At 43.4% G+C, this 21,204-nt stretch carries 12 protein-coding genes, 3 rRNA genes and 1 pseudogene; 8 read left to right on the top strand and 8 right to left on the bottom strand.

The window, feature by feature from the left end:
* Positions 1-210 precede the first annotated feature (210 nt).
* Together mioC and asnC are read right to left on the bottom strand one after the other, a co-directional pair.
* Complete coding sequence (gene mioC, locus AAC852_RS04510; RefSeq protein WP_340619994.1) at positions 211-651, bottom strand: FMN-binding protein MioC; 441 nt, start codon at positions 649-651, stop codon at positions 211-213.
* A 91-nt stretch (positions 652-742) separates the two neighbouring features.
* Positions 743-1,204 carry a transcriptional regulator AsnC gene (gene asnC / locus AAC852_RS04515; RefSeq protein ID WP_047679052.1) on the bottom strand — a complete coding sequence of 154 codons (462 nt, stop codon included), beginning with the start codon at positions 1,202-1,204 and terminating at the stop codon, positions 743-745.
* A 166-nt stretch (positions 1,205-1,370) separates the two neighbouring features.
* Between asnC and asnA the strand changes: the two genes are divergently transcribed.
* Positions 1,371-2,363 (top strand): aspartate--ammonia ligase, encoded by a 993-nt coding sequence (gene asnA, locus AAC852_RS04520; RefSeq protein ID WP_340619995.1) that lies wholly within the window; start codon positions 1,371-1,373, stop codon positions 2,361-2,363.
* 36 nt (positions 2,364-2,399) lie between these two features.
* Here the strand turns inward: asnA and viaA are convergent, their stop codons facing one another.
* Complete coding sequence (gene viaA, locus AAC852_RS04525; RefSeq protein ID WP_340619996.1) at positions 2,400-3,857, bottom strand: ATPase RavA stimulator ViaA; 1,458 nt, start codon at positions 3,855-3,857, stop codon at positions 2,400-2,402.
* Positions 3,858-3,860: 3 nt separating this feature from the next.
* Positions 3,861-5,363: an ATPase RavA gene (gene ravA / locus AAC852_RS04530; protein WP_340619997.1), complete on the bottom strand. Its 1,503-nt coding sequence runs from the start codon at positions 5,361-5,363 to the stop codon at positions 3,861-3,863.
* A gap of 345 nt (positions 5,364-5,708) precedes the next feature.
* Between ravA and rbsK the strand changes: the two genes are divergently transcribed.
* Positions 5,709-6,638, top strand: a complete 930-nt coding sequence (gene rbsK, locus AAC852_RS04535) for a ribokinase (protein WP_340619998.1) — start codon at positions 5,709-5,711, stop codon at positions 6,636-6,638.
* 128 nt (positions 6,639-6,766) lie between these two features.
* Here rbsK and AAC852_RS04540 read toward each other — a convergent pair.
* Positions 6,767-8,148 (bottom strand): annotated as a pseudogene (locus tag AAC852_RS04540) (MFS transporter).
* 516 nt (positions 8,149-8,664) lie between these two features.
* Here AAC852_RS04540 and AAC852_RS04545 point away from each other — a divergent pair.
* The 3 genes from AAC852_RS04545 (at position 8,665) to rrf (ending at position 13,599) form a co-directional block, all read left to right on the top strand.
* Positions 8,665-10,194: ribosomal RNA gene (locus AAC852_RS04545) — 16S ribosomal RNA — on the top strand.
* A gap of 273 nt (positions 10,195-10,467) precedes the next feature.
* Positions 10,468-13,372 (top strand): 23S ribosomal RNA (locus AAC852_RS04550).
* 111 nt (positions 13,373-13,483) lie between these two features.
* Positions 13,484-13,599, top strand: a 5S ribosomal RNA gene (gene rrf / locus AAC852_RS04555).
* Together the 16S, 23S and 5S rRNA genes form the textbook arrangement of a ribosomal RNA operon.
* A 199-nt stretch (positions 13,600-13,798) precedes the next feature.
* Here the strand turns inward: rrf and actP are convergent.
* From actP to acs, 3 genes are all read right to left on the bottom strand, one after another.
* Positions 13,799-15,460, bottom strand: a complete 1,662-nt coding sequence (actP, locus tag AAC852_RS04560; protein WP_340619999.1) for a cation/acetate symporter ActP — start codon at positions 15,458-15,460, stop codon at positions 13,799-13,801.
* Positions 15,457-15,768 (bottom strand): DUF485 domain-containing protein, encoded by a 312-nt coding sequence (locus AAC852_RS04565; RefSeq protein ID WP_340620000.1) that lies wholly within the window; start codon positions 15,766-15,768, stop codon positions 15,457-15,459. Before AAC852_RS04565 ends, actP begins: the two co-directional genes overlap by 4 nt.
* Before the next feature lie 178 nt (positions 15,769-15,946).
* Positions 15,947-17,902: an acetate--CoA ligase gene (acs, locus tag AAC852_RS04570; protein ID WP_340620001.1), complete on the bottom strand. Its 1,956-nt coding sequence runs from the start codon at positions 17,900-17,902 to the stop codon at positions 15,947-15,949.
* 394 nt (positions 17,903-18,296) lie between these two features.
* Here acs and sodA point away from each other — a divergent pair, with 394 nt between their 5' ends.
* The 3 genes from sodA (at position 18,297) to AAC852_RS04585 (ending at position 21,068) form a co-directional block, all read left to right on the top strand.
* Entirely contained in the window at positions 18,297-18,923 is a 627-nt protein-coding gene (sodA, locus tag AAC852_RS04575; RefSeq protein ID WP_340620002.1) for a superoxide dismutase [Mn], read from the top strand.
* A gap of 173 nt (positions 18,924-19,096) precedes the next feature.
* On the top strand, positions 19,097-19,771 hold the full coding sequence (gene yiiM / locus AAC852_RS04580; RefSeq protein WP_340620003.1) for a 6-hydroxyaminopurine reductase: 675 nt from the start codon (positions 19,097-19,099) through the stop codon (positions 19,769-19,771).
* Between the two features lie 205 nt (positions 19,772-19,976).
* Positions 19,977-21,068: a glycosyltransferase gene (locus tag AAC852_RS04585; protein WP_340620004.1), complete on the top strand. Its 1,092-nt coding sequence runs from the start codon at positions 19,977-19,979 to the stop codon at positions 21,066-21,068.
* Positions 21,069-21,204 lie beyond the last annotated feature (136 nt).

Below are 21,204 nucleotides of genomic sequence, written 5' to 3' on the forward strand. Positions count from 1 at the left end.
GATAAGTGATTTTTCTATTGAAAGATCATAATGCTGAAAAGGATCATTTGTTGTGAATGATCCGTGATCCAACGTAGTATAAACTGGGATCTAAAAGCCATGTTATTCACAGTTGATAGATTGTATCTCAGTTATTAAATGGATAACTACGAGTTAACCCCTGCTTTTTATCAAAGTTATCCACAGTTAATCGCTATATTTTTAATCTGATCAGAGTAACTTTGCCCACTCTTTGACCCATTCTTCGGCTGGATCTTCGGGTATTTCGTGTTGTTGGATGTCTATTTCTAGTCGATCGCCGATCCTTTTTGCTTTGTGATCTTCCAATAATTGTTCTAATGATCTTATAGCGCCACAAAATGTGTCATATTCAGAGCTACCAATACCAACGGCACCAAATTTCACACGGCTGAGATCAGGTTGCTGTTGTATGATCGCATCTGCGAAAGGTTGTAGGTTTTCCGGTAAATCGCCAGCTCCATGTGTTGATGTGACTACAAGCCACAGCCCTTCCAGAGGAAGATCATCTAATGAAGGGCCGTGTAGTATTTTTGTTGAAAAACTGTGATTTTCCAAGATCTCAGCCATGTGTTCAGCAACGTATTCAGCGCTACCCATAGTACTACCACTGATTAAAGTTATCGTGCTCATCGTGATCCTTGCTAACGTTAAAGAACAACTATTGTACGTTGTGAATCTTCTGGGATCTACTTGTGGATAATGTGGTTATGTGCTTTTTATTTCAGGGTCTGATTGTCCTCATGATCGGGTTTTGCAGGGAGATCAACGTCTCTGTTGACTGAATTTCTTCAATAGTCTGGATCTTGTTGATAAGTACGTCCTGGAGGGATTCGATAGAACGACACATTACCTTAATAAATATACTGTAATGTCCAGTGGTGTAATAAACTTCAACCACTTCATCCAGCTTATCGAGTTTCTGTAATGCAGCCGGATAATCCTTAGCACTTTTCAGGATGATGCCGATAAAACAGCACACATCGAACCCCAGTTGCTTAGCACTGATATCAACTCGAGTACCTGAAATAATCCCTGCCTGTTTCATTTTTTCTACACGGACATGGATTGTCCCTGGGCTAACTGCGAATTTTTTGGCTAATTCTGCATAAGGTGTACGTGCGTTATCCATCAAAGCGTGAAGGATATCACGGTCTAAATTGTCGATCTGATAAATTTCCGCCATTTTTAATCCCTATTTTTGAATGATATTCATTTTTATAGTGTAAAAACTACCGTTTATAAATCTTACTGAATATTTTTATTATCAGATATTGAATTTATACTCCATTTTGTTGCTTAATCTATATCAACAGGACACAGGGTCACTAAAAAATTTTGAGAGTCGCATCATGAAAACATCCTTTATTGAAAAACAGCAACAGATTAGTTTTGTGAAATCTTACTTTTCACGCCTGCTAGAGAAGCAACTTGGTTTAATCGAAGTGCAGGGGCCAATTTTGAGCCGTCTTGGTGATGGAACTCAGGACAACTTGTCAGGCCACGAGAAAGCTGTCCAAGTGAAAGTTAAGACATTGCCAGATGCAACTTTTGAAGTGGTTCATTCTCTGGCTAAATGGAAGCGAAAGACATTAGGTCGCTTTGGTTTTCAAGCAGAACAAGGATTGTATACTCACATGAAAGCCTTGCGTCCTGATGAGGATCGCCTGACTCCTATCCATTCGGTCTTTGTTGATCAGTGGGATTGGGAAAAAGTGGTTGGTGAAGGTCACCGTTCACTCGACTATCTAAAACAGACAGTAGGTAAAATCTACGAAGCGATAAAAGAAACACAACAAGCAGTAAGTAAGGAATTTGGTCTGGCACCGTTCCTGCCAGATCAAATTCACTTCATTCACAGTGAAGAGCTTCTGAAACGTTATCCTGGTCTGGATGCTAAAGGTCGTGAGCGTGAAGCAGCCAAAGAATTTGGTGCTATTTTCCTGATGGGGATCGGTGGTAAGTTGTCTGATGGTCAGGCACATGATGTTCGTGCACCGGATTATGACGATTGGACGACACCAAACAGCGATGGTTTTTTAGGTCTGAACGGTGACATTATCGTCTGGAACCCTGTTTTGCAGGATGCGTTTGAAATTTCTTCAATGGGTATCCGTGTTGATGTTGAGGCACTGGAACGTCAGCTTTTACTGACTGGTGATGAAGAGCGTTTGCAATACGACTGGCATCAATCTTTGCTGAAAGGTGATATGCCACAGACCATCGGTGGTGGTATTGGCCAATCTCGCTTAGTGATGTTGCTGTTGCAAATGGCACACATTGGTCAAGTTCAGTGTAGTGTTTGGTCACCGGAGATCATTGAATCTGTTGAAGGTGTGCTGTAAGGCTGTGTTATAAATTTTAGTCGGCTGGTTTTTGGATCAATGCCGCCATCTTCGCAGTAAACGGTTTGTAATTCCGGTATCAAAGCGCCAAATATGATCAAATATCTGCATGATACCGGGCTTCCCGTAATTGGACAGGGATACCGCATGGAAGCGGTGTTTTTGGTGCTGTTGTAGACTTTGTATTTGATGGATTAGCTCTTCCGGCAAACGCTGGGCAATGAAATCTGAAATAACAACAGTGTCAGCATTTCTCCAGATAGATTCTTTCATTTTCTCCGTTATTGTTTTAAGACAGAAGGCCAGATCGGTTCCTCCTCTAAAAGTTTGTCCCAGAAAATGTACAGCCTGAGTTAGCCCGTCCTGTGATGTTAAATCATAATGAATGATCTCTGTGGAGAACAATATGATATGGCATTGACGGTTATCAACCAGAGCAATACGCATCAAGGCCAGACAGAATGATTTGGCACAACGCTCATTAAACCCTCCCATCGATCCAGAAGTATCTACACAGACAATAAATGGTCCCTGGGGTTGTTCTTCATTTTCATGGTGAATAACGGGTTTTAATACGGTTTTTGTCTGCCAGTTATCCCCTTGTAGACGATAAGTCAGTAATTTTTTTTCTATCAGCCGACGATAAAAGTCGTACTCCAGATCCTTAATCCCCAACATGGCCAGCTCTGTGGGTAAAAGCCTCAGGATATCGTCACTCTGTTGGAGTCCATTTATCTGTTCCGGTACAGTATCTGGCATACGTTCAATTTCGGGGAAAGCTTCCAGCACAGAGCTATTTTTTGGAATTGATTTAGCAACTTGGTTACGGCCTAGTAATTGAGCCAGTTTTTCCAATTCAGATTGTTGTTTGAGGAATTCAGCATATTGAGTGATTAATGATATTTTATGTGCTGCCAGATGAAGTTGTCCTTTGCTCATATCCCATAATCGTCCCTCTGCACGATCATTTTCATTAAATATTGGATTGAGGTTACTGGTGAGCGCCAATCGTTTCTGGAGCTCTGCCAGCAACTGATCTTTTTCTTGTTCCAGTAGTATCCTGTGAAATTTTGTGACCTGAAGGCTCAAATTGCTGCGCCAGCGTTGAATAAACAACTTATGTCCTGCTTGGCTGTGCTGAGATAATGTTTCGCACAACGTGAAAGCATCATTAGCAAAAGGAGACTGGATTTGCTGGAGTTTTTCGACAAGCTGAGGAAGTTGCCGATAAAAAACAGCAAATTCTGTGATTACTATTTGTTGATATAACTGAAATTCTTTGGCTAAAGGAACAGGAACAATGGCATCTTTGAGCCTTTGCCGTAATGTTTGCTGCCAGTCTGGAATATCTTTCTGTAATAATTTTTTAAAATTGGGAAATTTTTTACAGGAAGCTGCCAATTGAGGGGAGCTTAATAGTGTTGAAATAGTTTCCTCTATCAATTCACCTTCATTAATGGCGAGCAAAAGATCAAGTGTTGTCAGAGTTAGCATGTTCTACTCCACTTTTGAGCGTAGCTGTTTTAACCTCTCGGTTAATTGGAGAAAACTTTGTTCAATATTGGCAATCCAGTGTTCTTCTATAAATAAGCAGGGTTGATGTTGGTTAAATAATTGGTGTTGTTGTTGAATTTCGTCATGTATAGAAAGCCATTTTGCATTCCATTGCACCTTTACCTTTTCTTCCAGAATTATCTGTTGTTCAAATCGGCATAAAACTGCACTGTTTCGGCTGGTATCTAGAATTTCAATCTGATTTTTTTCATTGATTTCAAAAGGAATTTTTTGTGGAAAACCCATTCCGTTTAATCGGATAAGCAATACTCCATTGTTATTTTTAAGTGAATTTTCCAGTGCGATTTTATCTATTTCGATAAAGTTAACAGCAAGATCATGTAGATTTAATGAAGGGTACAGAAATAGTGTCAGCTTTTTTTCATGGATACTTTCTGGGAGAGTATAGTGTGTATGACGACCAAAAAATGATGATTTTGTGATGAGTTGCAAGGGGAAATGATGATTTTCATCTTGTCTGGAGTTTACCCACTGTTGGTATAGCTCATCCATTTTTTTCATCAAGGTACGTTGTTGATAAGCTTGTTCTGTCAGTAAGTTATGTAGGAGTTGTGGCAGAAATTTTAAACTATTTAGATCGTGCCACAGGCAATTTTTTAATAACACCAGATCCAGTGGAGATATACTGTTTCTCCCACTGAAAAATGCACTGGCTTGTAGCAAACGAATAGACTTTTTCCATCGGCGATCTGAAACGCGGGAGACATTTTCTGTAACATTAATTTGCTGACGTAGTTGATAGATCAACTCGAAAATAGGATCTGGCAAAGAAATGTGGCTTATTTTCTCCTGCCATTGATTAAACTCTTCAGCTGTAATTTGAAAATGATCTGGTACAGGGTTAGAGTTTTCATCACGGTGATCGGTGAGTAGCGCGCGAAAACTTTTCTTTTCTTGAATATTGTCCAGCCAGAGGCGGATCAATAGGCGATCATAAAGGGCTTCCAGACTATTATCGGCATCAGGCAGCTCATTGGAAGCAGTGATCAACAGCCTCATTGGTAACTGTTCTTCCTGATTACCATTTCTGAATTTTTTTTCATTAATTGCTGTCAGTAACGTATTCAAAATGGCAGGTCCCGCTTTCCAGATTTCATCCAGAAAAACAATTTCTGCTTCCGGTAAATAACCTTCAGTAAGGCGTTGGTAACGCCCTTCATCTTTGAGTGCTTGAATTGAGAGGGGGCCGAAAATTTCTTCTGGAGTGGAAAAGCGTGTCATTAAATATTCAAAAGCATGAGCACGCTGAAACGCAAATTTTAACCGCCGTGCTATCAGACTCTTAGCTATCCCCGGCGGGCCAAGAAGAAAAACACTTTCTCCACATAAGGCAGCCAGCAGACAAAGACGAATAGCTTGTCGTCTTTCATATAGCCCACTTTCCAGATACTGGCTTAACTGGGATATTTTCTCAACCAATTGCATACCGTGAACGCCGCAGTTTGAATAATTACCTCCATTTATTTATAGGTAAAATGTATTCTATGCAAAGACTTTAATGAGAGTTTATTGAGCCTTTGTTGTCCTGAGTCTATTTAGGGAATACCTGATTTAATATCTGTATTGATAATGATTGTTCAAGAAGTACAAGCAGGGGCTGCCATTTTGGCGGCTCAGGTTAAAGACAATATACTAAAAGGTAAAAAATTGATGCCACATTCCCGTTGAATTGGAATTGGTTATCAAAAAATAATCGTTGTTATCGTGCGGCTGTCGGTTTTGAGTGCTGCATTGTTATTAAGCAGAAATTATTTAGTAGGAATAAATGCAATGAGTATGGCAAAACTGGCTGTGATGGGTAGTATCAATGTCGATCACATCTTGAATCTCAAATCATTTCCTCAGCCGGGAGAAACCGTGCAAGGGCAGCGGTATCAGGTAGCATTCGGAGGAAAAGGAGCAAATCAGGCGGTTGCTGCTGGCCGTTGCGGGGCTGACATTACATTTATTGCTTGTATTGGGCAGGATGATATTGGGGAACGGGTCCTCCAACAACTGGTGAAAGATAATATCAATACTTCTGCTATTGAAGTTATTGCTGATGAAGCAACTGGCGTAGCGCTGATTTTTGTCAATCAGCAGGGAGAAAACATCATTGGCATTAATGCCGGAGCGAATGATGCGCTCACACCAGAATATCTCCGCCGTTATGAGCAAGTGATTAAAGACGCGGATGCATTGTTACTACAGCTTGAAACACCATTGGACACAGTGCAACTTGCTGCGGAAATAGCGAAAAAACACAATACCAAAGTGATCTTGAATCCTGCTCCGGCCCAAAAAATTTCAGATCAGCTACTTTCTCTAGTGGATATTATCACTCCTAATGAAACAGAAGCAGAGTATCTGACAGGAGTTTCGGTAACAGATGATATTGGAGCCGAAAAAGCAGCTCAGTCGTTGCATAATAAAGGCATCGAAACGGTTATCATCACGCTGGGAAGCCGTGGAGTATGGCTTAGCGAGAAAGGTAAACAAGGAAAAGTTGTATCCGGGTTTGAAGTAAAAGCCATTGATACAGTTGCAGCCGGAGATACATTTAATGGTGTTTTAGTGACGGGATTATTGGAAGGGAAAGAAATATTATCGGCGATTCGTTTTGCTCATGCCGCGGCGGCAATAGCGGTGACACGTCACGGTGCGCAGCCTTCTGTTCCGTGGCGAAGTGAAATCGATGCATTTCTGGCTGAACAGGATTAATCCGTGGCTACTATGGTAGTTTAATCCTTAATACCGAAGGTAACCTAACTGAATGCTCCACTGTATAGAGACTCTGTTGCAAAAACGCATTGATGGCCTATTGCTTCTGTAAGTCAGCGTTAATAACATCATTTTTTAGATCGCTTTTTCTTAACCAAATTGCTGCCATCCTCTTTATTTAAGAACAGAAAGATAAAAGCAGAAACCAGAGTAATTGAACCTATAGTGATAAACGTATAGTGAAAGTGATCTATTGTAGAACCAGAACTCATTGACTCATAAAATCGCAGAATTGCTGCACTGACTGTGACACCTAAGCTGATGGATAACTGTTGAGACACCGCCAGCAAACTATTTCCGGCACTGGCATTATTCTCATTTAAGTCACCAAGAGTAATTGTGTTCATTGCTGTAAATTGAGTAGACATAACCATTCCCAATATAAATAGAGGAATGATCAAAAACACGAGTGACAATGCCCAAGTTCAGGATTTAGTGATAGAGTATTTCTGTATCCGAATCTGTGAACTGTGTGGACAGTATCTGGGAGACAAAAGATTTTGTCTGTAGAATAGAACCAATCGTGCATTTCGGTGCCATCATAATGACCTGGCAATAATTGCTGCCATCATAACCAGCAAACTGCTACCTGTAGCATCAGTGGAATAAGAAAAGAAAGTGATCCTGTACTTAAACGGGTTGCAATATTACTACCAATACCCACTGAAAATGTTCTGGTTTCAAATAACTTGAGATCAATAAGGGGATTGGGATGTCTTTGGGCATAGAGCAATACCCAGACAGCATAATGATACCTACAGTTAACATACAGCGGGAACATAATTAGACAATGTATCATTACCAAATAAATCCAGACTGACCGAAATCATCACTAAACCTGACTGAACATTATGAAGCCCAGAAAATCAAAAGGACTTTTGGCATGGTAAAGTTGGGCATATGTTTTCTGGCGTAAATAATACCTAATAAGCCAATGGGAATATTGATAATGAATATCCAATGCCATGTTGCATAAGTTACTAACACTCCACCAAGCAGAGGGCCTAAAATGGGCCAAGTAATCCTGGCATTGTGACAAAATTCAGGACAGGTAACAGTTCGCTACGTGGATAAGCCCGTAATAAAGCTAAGCGAGCAACTGGCATCATCATAGCGCCCCCGATCCCTTGAACAACGCGTGAAATCACTAAAAAGAGAGAGAGCTGGATAATGCGCAAGCGAGAGAACCCAAAGAAAAGAGGGATACGGCATAAATGAAAACCAGTCGGGTGCCAAATCTATCAGCCAACCAGCCACTGACAGGAATCAACATCGCTACAGTTAAAGTGTAACTGACAATAGCAGGCTGCATTGCTAGTGGAGAATGGTTAAGGCTTTTAGCAATTGCCGGCAGTGCTGTATTAAGGATTGTTGCATCCAGAGATTGCATAAAAAAAGCCATCGCTGCAATCCAAGGTAATCCCGACATACTGCGTGCGGATTTGACCATCAGATTTCCTGTTATGTTGTAATAATGATGATTTAGTCACTAAGTAACATTTTAATACATAAAAATATACCCAACAGATTTCGAGTTGCACCGCATGAATTTTAAAATTGTTGTCAATAGCACCACTTATTGAGTGAAAAAAGAACTTTTTTGCCGCTTTTGTTGAAAAAAAATGCGAACAGAAAAAAAATGCAAAAAAACGCTTGTCAGTGCCGGAAAACCCCCTATAATGCGCCACCACTGACCGACGCAGAGCCGAAACAAGGCGCGGAGGACAGTGAGAGAAAAGCGAAAATAAACGCTTGACTCCGGAGGCGAAACGCGTAAGATACGCTGCCTCGCAACCCGAACGTAGGTTCGGTTGCCCATGCTCTTTAACAAATTAATCAGACAATCTGTGTGGGCACTCGCAAGACACCGTCGAAAGCCGAAAGGCAAAAAGATTAAGTCTTGAAGAGTGACTGAACAGTTAATTCATTACGAACTAACAGTTTAATTCTTTGAGCAGCAAACTTTGAATTGAAGAGTTTGATCATGGCTCAGATTGAACGCTGGCGGCAGGCCTAACACATGCAAGTCGGGCGGCAGCGGGGGAAAGCGTGCTTTCCTGCCGGCGAGCGGCGGACGGGTGAGTAATGTCTGGGGATCTGCCCGATGGAGGGAAACGGTGGCTAATACCGCATAACCTCTGGGGAGCAAAGTGGGGGACCTTCGGGCCTCACGCCATCGGATGAACCCAGATGGGATTAGCTAGTAGGTGGGGTAAGGGCTCACCTAGGCGACGATCCCTAGCTGGTCTGAGAGGATGACCAGCCACACTGGGACTGAGACACGGCCCAGACTCCTACGGGAGGCAGCAGTGGGGAATATTGCACAATGGGCGGCAGCCTGATGCAGCCATGCCGCGTGTATGAAGAAGGCCTTCGGGTTGTAAAGTACTTTCAGCGGGGAGGAAGGCGTGAAGTTGAATACACTTTGCGATTGACGTTACCCGCAGAAGAAGCACCGGCTAACTCCGTGCCAGCAGCCGCGGTAATACGGAGGGTGCAAGCGTTAATCGGAATTACTGGGCGTAAAGCGCACGCAGGCGGTCCATTAAGTTAGATGTGAAATCCCCGGGCTTAACCTGGGAATGGCATCTAAGACTGGTGGGCTAGAGTCTCGTAGAGGGGGGTAGAATTCCACGTGTAGCGGTGAAATGCGTAGAGATGTGGAGGAATACCGGTGGCGAAGGCGGCCCCCTGGACGAAGACTGACGCTCAGGTGCGAAAGCGTGGGGAGCAAACAGGATTAGATACCCTGGTAGTCCACGCCGTAAACGATGTCGATTTGGAGGCTGTGCCCCTGAGGTGTGGCTTCCGGAGCTAACGCGTTAAATCGACCGCCTGGGGAGTACGGTCGCAAGATTAAAACTCAAATGAATTGACGGGGGCCCGCACAAGCGGTGGAGCATGTGGTTTAATTCGATGCAACGCGAAGAACCTTACCTACTCTTGACATCCAGCGAAGCCTTTGGAGACAGAGGCGTGCCTTCGGGAGCGCTGAGACAGGTGCTGCATGGCTGTCGTCAGCTCGTGTTGTGAAATGTTGGGTTAAGTCCCGCAACGAGCGCAACCCTTATCCTTTGTTGCCAGCACGTTAGGGTGGGAACTCAAGGGAGACTGCCGGTGATAAACCGGAGGAAGGTGGGGATGACGTCAAGTCATCATGGCCCTGACGAGTAGGGCTACACACGTGCTACAATGGCGGATACAAAGAGAAGCGACCTCGCGAGAGCAAGCGGACCTCATAAAGTCTGTCGTAGTCCGGATTGGAGTCTGCAACTCGACTCCATGAAGTCGGAATCGCTAGTAATCGTAGATCAGCATGCTACGGTGAATACGTTCCCGGGCCTTGTACACACCGCCCGTCACACCATGGGAGTGGGTGGCAAAAGAAGTCGGTAGCTTAACCTGCGGGAGGGCGCTGACCACTTTGTGATTCATGACTGGGGTGAAGTCGTAACAAGGTAACCGTAGGGGAACCTGCGGTTGGATCACCTCCTTAACCTATGAGGGTGAACTGTGAGTGTTCAGGACACCGCCCTTTCACGGCGGTAACAGGGGTTCGAATCCCCTAGGGGACGCCACTTTGCTCAGGCGCCGGGTGAAAGGCGGCGCCAGCAACGGTATTGTTAAGCGGGCTTGAAAGCCGGTTTAGCAATACCAGCTCTTTAACAATCTGGAACAAGCTGAAAATTTGAAACACTCAGTAGATGTCAAATGACAACTATTGAGGAGTCTCTCAAAACTCCAGTCCGAAGACTTCTTCGGGTTGTGAGGTTAAGCGACTAAGCGTACACGGTGGATGCCTAGGCAGTCAGAGGCGATGAAGGGCGTGCTAATCTGCGATAAGCGCCGGTAAGGTGATAGGAACCGCAATAACCGGCGATACCCGAATGGGGCAACCCAGTGCAATCCGTTGCACTATCCTGACCTGAATTCATAGGGGCAGGAGGCGAACCGGGGGAACTGAAACATCTCAGTACCCCGAGGAAAAGAAATCAACCGAGATTCCCCCAGTAGCGGCGAGCGAACGGGGAGGAGCCCAGAGCGATCAGCAGTGTCAGCGTCAGGAGAACGGTCTGGAAAGGCCGGCAGTAAAGGGTGACAGCCCCGTATCCGAAGACGCTGGCAGTGTGAGCTCGATGAGTAGGGCGGGACACGTGGTATCCTGTCTGAACAGGGGGGGACCATCCTCCAAGGCTAAATACTCCTGACTGACCGATAGTGAACCAGTACCGTGAGGGAAAGGCGAAAAGAACCCCGGCGAGGGGAGTGAAAGAGAACCTGAAACCGTGTACGTACAAGCAGTGGGAGCACCTTCGGGTGTGACTGCGTACCTTTTGTATAATGGGTCAGCGACTTATATTCTGTAGCAAGGTTAACCGCATAGGGGAGCCGCAGGGAAACCGAGTCTTAACGGGGCGCGAAGTTGCAGGGTATAGACCCGAAACCCGGTGATCTAGCCATGGGCAGGTTGAAGGTTGGGTAACACTAACTGGAGGACCGAACCGACTAATGTTGAAAAATTAGCGGATGACTTGTGGCTGGGGGTGAAAGGCCAATCAAACCGGGAGATAGCTGGTTCTCCCCGAAAGCTATTTAGGTAGCGCCTCGTGAACTCATCTCCGGGGGTAGAGCACTGTTTCGGCTAGGGGGTCATCCCGACTTACCAACCCGATGCAAACTGCGAATACCGGAGAATGTTATCACGGGAGACACACGGCGGGTGCTAACGTCCGTCGTGAAGAGGGAAACAACCCAGACCGCCAGCTAAGGTCCCCAAGTCCTGGTTAAGTGGGAAACGAAGTGGGAAGGCTCAGACAGCCAGGATGTTGGCTTAGAAGCAGCCATCATTTAAAGAAAGCGTAATAGCTCACTGGTCGAGTCGGCCTGCGCGGAAGATGTAACGGGGCTAAACCAGGCACCGAAGCTGCGGCAGCGACATATTAATGTTGCTGGGTAGGGGAGCGTTCTGTAAGCCGCTGAAGGTGAACCGTGAGGTTTGCTGGAGGTATCAGAAGTGCGAATGCTGACATAAGTAACGATAAAGCGGGTGAAAAACCCGCTCGCCGGAAGACCAAGGGTTCCTGTCCAACGTTAATCGGGGCAGGGTGAGTCGACCCCTAAGGCGAGGCTGAACAGCGTAGTCGATGGGCAACAGGTTAATATTCCTGTACTCGGTGTTACTGCGAAGGGGGGACGGAGAAGGCTATGTCATCCGGGCGACGGTCGTCCCGGTTTAAGCGTGTAGGTGGGATAACCTGGCAAATCCGGTTATCTGTAACACTGAGGCGTGATGACGAGGCACTACGGTGCTGAAGTGACAGATGCCCGGCTTCCAGGAAAAGCCTCTAAGCATCAGGTAACAGTGAATCGTACCCCAAACCGACACAGGTGGTCAGGTAGAGAATACTCAGGCGCTTGAGAGAACTCGGGTGAAGGAACTAGGCAAAATGGTGCCGTAACTTCGGGAGAAGGCACGCTGGCATTAGGTGAAGGGACAGGCGCCCGGAGCCAAAGCCAGCCGCAGATACCAGCTGGCTGCAACTGTTTAATAAAAACACAGCACTGTGCAAACACGAAAGTGGACGTATACGGTGTGACGCCTGCCCGGTGCTGGAAGGTTAATTGATGGGGTTATCCGTAAGGAGACGCTCTTGATCGAAGCCCCAGTAAACGGCGGCCGTAACTATAACGGTCCTAAGGTAGCGAAATTCCTTGTCGGGTAAGTTCCGACCTGCACGAATGGCGTAATGATGGCCAGGCTGTCTCCACCCGAGACTCAGTGAAATTGAACTCGCTGTGAAGATGCAGTGTACCCGCGGCAAGACGGAAAGACCCCGTGAACCTTTACTATAGCTTGACACTGAACATGGAGCCTTGATGTGTAGGATAGGTGGGAGGCAGTGAAGTGTGGACGCCAGTCTGCACGGAGCCATCCTTGAAATACCACCCTTGAATGTTTGATGTTCTAACGCCGGCCCGTTATCCGGGTTGCGGACAGTGTCTGGTGGGTAGTTTGACTGGGGCGGTCTCCTCCCAAAGCGTAACGGAGGAGCACGAAGGTCAGCTAATCACGGTCGGACATCGTGAGGTTAGTGCAAAGGCATAAGCTGGCTTGACTGCGAGCGTGACGGCGCGAGCAGGTACGAAAGTAGGTCTTAGTGATCCGGTGGTTCTGTATGGAAGGGCCATCGCTCAACGGATAAAAGGTACTCCGGGGATAACAGGCTGATACCGCCCAAGAGTTCATATCGACGGCGGTGTTTGGCACCTCGATGTCGGCTCATCACATCCTGGGGCTGAAGTAGGTCCCAAGGGTATGGCTGTTCGCCATTTAAAGTGGTACGCGAGCTGGGTTTAGAACGTCGTGAGACAGTTCGGTCCCTATCTGCCGTGGGCGCTGGAAGATTGAAAGGGGCTGCTCCTAGTACGAGAGGACCGGAGTGGACGCACCACTGGTGTCCGGGTTGTCATGCCAATGGCACTGCCCGGTAGCTAAGTGCGGAAGAGATAACCGCTGAAAGCATCTAAGCGGGAAACTTGCCTTGAGATGAGTCTTCCCTTATCCCCTGAGGATACTGAAGGGCCGTCCGAGACCAGGACGTGGATAGGCTGGGTGTGTAAGCGTTGCGAGACGTTGAGCTAACCAGTACTAATGTACCGTGCGGCTTAACCTGACAACACCGAAGGGGTTTTGCGGGTTTTGAGAGAGAAGAAAGCGCAGGTTTCAGATAAAAGACTGCCCTGAAACGGGGCCTCAGCTTGTTCGGGATTGAACACAGGATTTGTCTGGCGGCAATAGCGCGGTGGTCCCACCTGACCCCATGCCGAACTCAGCAGTGAAACGCCGTAGCGCCGATGGTAGTGTGGGGTCTCCCCATGCGAGAGTAGGGCACTGCCAGACATCAATTTGACAGAGAAGCCATCCTTAACCGGATGGCTTTTTTGCGTTTGATCAGTGAAGTTGGGCCATATACCTTTTCTTATTCCCCATGAGTACCGCTGTAGTGTATTTCCTTTGTCGGACCTACCTTAACTGATGAATCCATCTTTCGTCATTGATTTACTGATATTATAGGGAGACATTAGTTCAGTATTAATGCTTAATATGAGTTTCCTTGTTCAATACCAAGGCCTGTCTGTGAACGTAAAAATTGCTTACGGAACTTTTCTCTTTCCAGTTGACCTTGTTCTGATGTATCTGTGATGGAGAAAAGCCATGCACCGGCAAATGCTACAATCATGGAAAATAGGGCTGGGTATTCATAAGGATAAATTGGTTTTTCATGACCAAGAATACTAACCCAGATTGTTGGGCCAAGGATCATTAACACGACTGCTATCATTAATCCCAACCATCCACCAATCAAGGCTCCACGTGTTGTCAGCCTGCTCCAGTACATCGACAATAAAATAATTGGGAAATTACAACTTGCTGCAATGGAAAAAGCCAGACCGACCATAAAAGCAATATTTTGTTTTTCGAACAAAATACCTAATCCAATAGCGATAATTCCCAGGAAAACCACAGTAATTTTGGAAATTTTTAACTCATCCTGTTCATTGGCTTGTCCTCGTTTAATTACATTAGCATAGAGATCATGAGAAACTGCTGAGGCTCCCGCTAATGTTAGCCCTGCTACAACAGCTAAAATCGTGGCAAAAGCGACAGCAGAAATAAAACCGAGGAAAAAATCACCGCCAACCGCACTTGCAAGATGGACTGCGGCCATATTAGTCCCACCAATTAATGTTCCGGTTGGATCTTTAAATGCAGCATTGGGGCTGACTAACAGTATTGCACCAAATCCAATGATAAAGGTTAGGATGTAGAAATAACCGATAAAACCAGTAGCATAGAAAACACTTTTGCGGGCTTCTTTGGCATCATTAACGGTAAAAAATCGCATGATGATATGCGGTAAGCCAGCAGTACCAAACATTAACGCCAGTCCTAAAGAGAGCGCAGATACCGGGTCAGAAACTAATCCACCTGGGCTCATAATATCCTGCCCGTGTGAATGTACGGCAATAGCTTCTTTAAACAGGGTATTAAAATTGAAATTCACGGCTTTCATAACCATCACAGCCATAAATGTTGCTCCGGCCAGCAATAAAATTGCTTTGATAATCTGAACCCACGTCGTTGCCAGCATGCCACCAAACAGGACATACAGAACCATTAGAATACCAACTAAAACAACAGCGATGTGGTAATTCAGCCCGAATAGTAGTTCGATGAGTTTTCCGGCTCCAACCATTTGTGCAATCAGATATAACGCAACAACAACCAGAGATCCCATTGCAGACAAAGTACGGATAGGACGCTGTTTTAATCGATAAGAAGCGACATCAGCAAATGTGTAACGTCCCAGATTTCTCAACCGTTCAGCGATCAGGAACAAAATAATTGGCCAGCCAACAAGAAAGCCGATGGAGTAAATCAGTCCATCATAACCGGAGGTATAAACCAATGCAGAAATCCCTAAAAAAGAGGCTGCTGACATATAGTCCCCAGCAATGGCCATACCATTTTGAAAACCCGTAATCCGTCCTCCGGCAGTATAGTAATCTGAACGAGAAATTGTTCGTTTTGATGCCCAATAAGTAATGTAAAGCGTGAACCCAACGAATAGCAGAAACATGATAATGGACTGAATATTCAAAGGTTGCTTTTCTACATTACCTGAAAGGGCGTTTGCCTGGGCTAGAATAGGGTAGGAGGAAGGAAATAGCAGGATTGTTGAGAGGAGAAGCTTTTTCATTTTCCCACCTCCTTGAGAATAGCAGATGTCAGACGATCAAATTCACCATTCGCTCTGACAACATAAGTCCCTGTTAATATAAAAGAAATAAAAATAATACCGATACCAACAGGAATACCACGTGTTACGCTGGAGCCTTCATAGAGAGGTGTTCCAAGCCATTCGGGGGCAAAGGCAATGAGGAAAATAAAACCAACATAAAGCATTAACATAATGATGGACAACAACCAGGCAAAACGTCCGCGCTTCTCAACTAATTCCCTGAAGCGAGGATTATTCTCAACCTCTTGATAAATATTGGCATTCATCAGAGTTTCTCCTTTTAAATGTTAAAGGACGCACCTTAAGCCACATTGACTATTAAATACGGAGCAGCCGTATTCGGAGGAATTCATGACTACTTATCACGTCCCTGAGCGGTTCTGCGCTTTTGATGATATGTCACCAAGCCACCCTACGGCAGCATGGATGTTTTTACCGCATATACTAAGGCATAGCCATGGACTGCTTTTCTTCTAGTAATTTTTCAACAACGCCCGGATCGGCTAAAGTGGAAGTATCTCCTAAGTTACTGGTATCACCGGAAGCGATTTTGCGCAAAATCCGTCGCATAATCTTTCCTGAACGCGTTTTGGGTAGAGAATCTGTCCAGTGAAGAATGTCAGGGGTTGCAATTGGGCCGATTTCTTTGCGTACCCAATTTTTGACATCGCTATACAGCTCAGGAGAAGGTTCTTCACCGTGAATTAATGTGACATAAGCGTAAATAGCTTGTCCTTTGATATGGTGAGGGATACCAACAACGGCCGCCTCAGCGATTTTAGGATGAGCTACCAGAGCCGATTCAATCTCAGCAGTACCCAATCGATGGCCTGAAACATTTAGCACATCATCAACGCGGCCAGTAATCCAGTAATAGCCGTCTTCATCACGTCTGGCACCATCCCCACTGAAATATGCCCCTTTGAAGGTAGAAAAATATGTTTGCTCAAAACGATCATGATCGCCAAATAGTGTCCTGGCTTGTCCCGGCCATGAGTCGGTGATAATAAGATTCCCCTCGCATTCACCATTCAGAATATCACCTGAGTTATCTACTAATGCGGGGCTAATGCCGAAGAATGGCAGAGTCGCTGATCCTGCTTTGAGAGCAGTTGCTCCAGGTAATGGTGTAATCATGAAACCACCCGTTTCCGTTTGCCACCATGTATCGACAATAGGGCATTTACCATTACCTATTTTTTTGTAATACCATTCCCAGGCTTCTGGGTTGATGGGTTCGCCTACAGATCCCATGATGCGCAATGATGTGCGTTTGGTTCCTTCAATAGCTTTGTCCCCTTCGGCCATTAATGCACGAATAGCCGTTGGCGCAGTATAGAGGATATTCACCTGGTGTTTATCAACAACCTGGCTGAGACGATTCACATCAGGATAGTTCGGTACACCTTCAAACATCACGGATGTTGCACCACAAGATAGCGGGCCATACAACAGATAGCTATGACCTGTTACCCAACCGATATCGGCTGTACACCAATAAACTTCACCAGGACGGTAATCAAACGTATATTTGAACGTCAAAGACGCGTAGACCAGATAACCACCAGTGGTATGCAGAACACCTTTGGGTTTACCTGTGGAGCCGGAAGTATAAAGAATGAATAGCGGATCTTCTGCATTCATCTCTTCGGCCGGACAGTCTGCATTCATCCCATCAGTTAATTCATGCCACCATAAATCACGTTCGGTTTGCCAGCTTGTGGCATTATCTGTACGTTTAAAAACAACAACATTGGTAACACTTGTCACGGTTGGGTTGCTCAGTGCTTCATCAACATTTTTTTTCAGTGGAACAGTTCGTCCGGCTCGTATACCTTCATTAGCAGTAATAATTAACTTGGCATTTGAATCGATAACCCGACCAGAAATTGCATCAGGAGAAAAACCACCGAAAATCACCGAGTGAATTGCGCCAATCCGGGCACAGGCCAGCATGGCAACAGCAGCTTCCGGCACCATTGGCATATAGATAGCGACGACATCACCTTTTTTAATCCCTATTTTTTTCAATGCATTAGCGAATTGACAGACATCGTGATATAGCTCTTGATACGTAACATATCTGGATTCAGTGGGATTATCTCCTTCCCAGATAATGGCAGTCTGATTACCACGTTCTTGTAAATGGCGGTCAAGGCAGTTAGCACTTAGATTCAGTGTTCCATCTTCAAACCAACGGATACTGATGTGTCCGGGGTCAAAAGAGCTGTTTTTAACCGTGGTATAAGGTTTGATCCAATCCAGTATTTTACCTTTCTCACCCCAGAACCCTTCAGGATCTTGTAGTGACCATTGGTAGTCTTGCATATATTGTTGCTTGTTTATCAGGGCTGTTTCTGCGATGTCAGCAGGAATAGGATGCTTGATTATTTGAGTCATATTTTTATCTCCTTGCAATTGTTAATACTATGTCAAAACAAGGTTAACTAAAGTGTAAGAAGAAATTTTGTTTCTTTTTTGGGCGGAAGATCACGCAATTGGAAAGAATGAATTTCATGAGATGAGCATTTAGTGCGGCGTATTTGTGAAAATTAATTGTCATTAATAATTTCATTATTTAAACAAATACACTAACTGATGGATTTTATTTAGTTATTTCGTCTAAGAAACGAAATAAAAGAGAAATTAAAAAGAAACCATAGTTATAATATGGAATTGATAATCGTTTTCATTATCGTTTAATTCACTATAATAATCTTGCAGTTCACAAGGCGTGAGCCTCATACCCAATAAATAAAAGGTGTGTATATTTTAAAACAACTGGAGATATGACATGAGCCATTCACTACCTTCTCTACCATATCCTTATGACGCGCTAGAGCCGCATTTCGATGAACAAACGATGATAATTCATCACACCAAACACCATCAAGCTTACATTACAAATCTCAATACTGCATTGGAAGACTGTCCAGAACTAGCCTCTCTGGGGGTTGATGAACTAGTTCAGCGGCTTGATGAAGTTCCTGCTGATAAACGTACTCTCATACGTAATAATGCAGGAGGTCATTTAAATCATAGTCTGTTCTGGAAGTGGTTGAAGTTAAAAACAACTTTATCTGGTGCTTTAAAAGCTGCGATAGAAAGGGATTTTGGTAGCGTTGATGCTTTCAAAGAAAAATTTGAACAAGCAGCCGCAACCCGTTTTGGCTCTGGGTGGGCTTGGTTAGTCTTAAAAGAAGATGGCAAACTTGACGTTGTTTCTACTGCAAATCAGGATAGCCCATTGATGGGTGAAGAGATTTCCGGTACTTCAGGTTATCCTATTTTGGGATTGGATGTGTGGGAACATGCTTATTATCTGAAGTATCAAAACCGTCGTCCCGACTATATTAAGGCATTTTGGCATGTCGTAAATTGGGAAGAAGCGGCAAAACGTTACGAAGAAAAAATGGAATAAGTTCTAAAAATCCCTCTCTTAATAATGCTGATCACTGTGGGGTCAGCATTTTTATTGCTCATAATATTCGCTATCATTTGACATCTTTTCTGCTTTAAAAGGGCAAAAAGATGAAACTTGGCGTTTATTTGGTCAGGATAATATTTATATTAGCCTATTGAGGAGAAATAGAAATGTATTACCCACAGGTATATAGAGGTAAAATAACATCTTCCGAAAAGTGGGGTTTCAGTGCAATCAACAAACTGTTGGTGAATGGACGCTTACAGCTAACCTCTCTTGGTCTGGAAGGTGATGAACAGGCAGAGACTCGTTTTCATGGCGGTCCTGATCGCGCGCTTTGTCATTATCCTATGGAACATTACCTCTTTTGGAAAAGGCAATTTCCTGAATTAGTGGAATTATTTGTATCTCCCTTATTTGGTGAAAACATATCAACGGAAGGTATGACAGAAGAGAATGTTTATATTGGGGATATTTTCCAGTGGGGAGAAGCAATTATTCAGGTGACACAACCCCGTTCTCCTTGCTACAAACTTAACCTTATTACTGGAATTGCGAATTTTGCAGCCATGATGCAAGATAAAGGGTATTGCGGTTGGTTATATCGGGTCATCTCTTCAGGTTTTGTCAGTGCTGCTGAACCACTAAAATTATTAAGTCGAAATAGTGATGTTTCTGTTAAGGATGCGATTTCCATTGCTTTCCATAGCCCATTTGATGGAGAACAATACCAAAGTTTAATGAGGGCAGCAGGGTTATCTGCTAGCTGGAGTCTAACGATGCAAAAGCGGATATTGCATGGAAAAATAGAGGACTTCAATCGTCGTTTATTTGGAAATAATTAAGAAAATCGTCAAACAATATATTGTCAGAGCACAGTTGACGATAATCAGATTATTGTTATCGTCATACTTATTTTTAAAATGTGATAAATGTCACAAAAATGTGTATTTACATTATTAGAATGGATTATCCATACGAATTTCTTATTCTGCAAAAAATACAAATTCAATCAAAATTAAAACATTAATAATAATGAAGAGGTGATTTGTGAATGTACCAAATAAAATCCACTATTTCTGGACTGGTAAAGATATACCAGAGAAGTTTATGAGAAATATTATTGAAATGAAAACGCATAACCATGGTTTTGAAGTGCATTTATGGGTTCTTAACAAATCATTAATGACAAGAACATTTAATAATATGATAGAAAACATTGATAGTAAATTTGGTGTAATTAATGTAGGTGAGTTATTTGGATGTGAATTTGATAAGTTAGGAGGAAAAGAGAAAATACAAAAATTAAATTATAAATTTAATGCTTTTTTTATTAGAGATATAAATGAAGCTTTTGATGCTATACATAAAAAACTTATACATTCGCATAAAAATATTATATTCTTGAAATTTATGTTTTATAGGAATATCAATGGATACTATCATAATTATGGGATGTCGAGTGATATTGCGTGTTCGGTTATTTTATATTTAGAAGGAGGTATTTATCTGGATGCTGATGTTGAATTGGAGGAGACAAGTATTAAAAATATTTCACAAGAGGCTAAATTTAGAAATGTTGATGCACCATTAGGAATCGCTTTTGGTGATGTTAGAGGAAAATCGTGGAAGGTCAATTCTTTTGGTGGTACTGCAATTCTTGCTGCTAATGTTGGCTCAAAAGAAATTGAGAGTATTTTAATTTCTTTGAGTGAAAGATTTTCATCCAACATGCTTAAGAGAGATGATAAATATAAAAATCCCACTAGTATTAGAAAATTAAAATATTTTAGAGAGTGTAGAAATCCATATAATGAAGCTAATGAAGAAGAAAGAAATGATACTTGGGCTATTTCACGAGTATTAAGTGATTTTCGTTTTGAAGTAGGTATGAATACAGGCCCTGATACTTATCAAAATCATTTATATGCAATTGATCGAGAAAGAAGAGATAAGAGGCCTTCTAAACATTTTAGATTTGAGAAAGAAAACGAAAATATTTTTAAACGTGTAGATGCAAGTGCAACATGGAGACGTGAAAGGAAAGATCGTGTTATTCTGCATGATGATACAGAATTTCCTTCTGCATCTAATTTAACAAATAATGATATTATGCTTCGATTCAAAAAATTAAAATGGTAACTAAAACATTAACTACATCAACAGACAAAAAAACAAAGGAGATATATTGATCTCCTTTGGCAATAAATAATAAAAATACCCATCATCTTTCAAGTTTCAGATTTGTTGGTTGCATCTTGAAATTCATTGGGTAAAA

Source organism: Xenorhabdus siamensis (genome assembly GCF_037996745.1).
Lineage (GTDB): Bacteria > Pseudomonadota > Gammaproteobacteria > Enterobacterales > Enterobacteriaceae > Xenorhabdus > Xenorhabdus indica.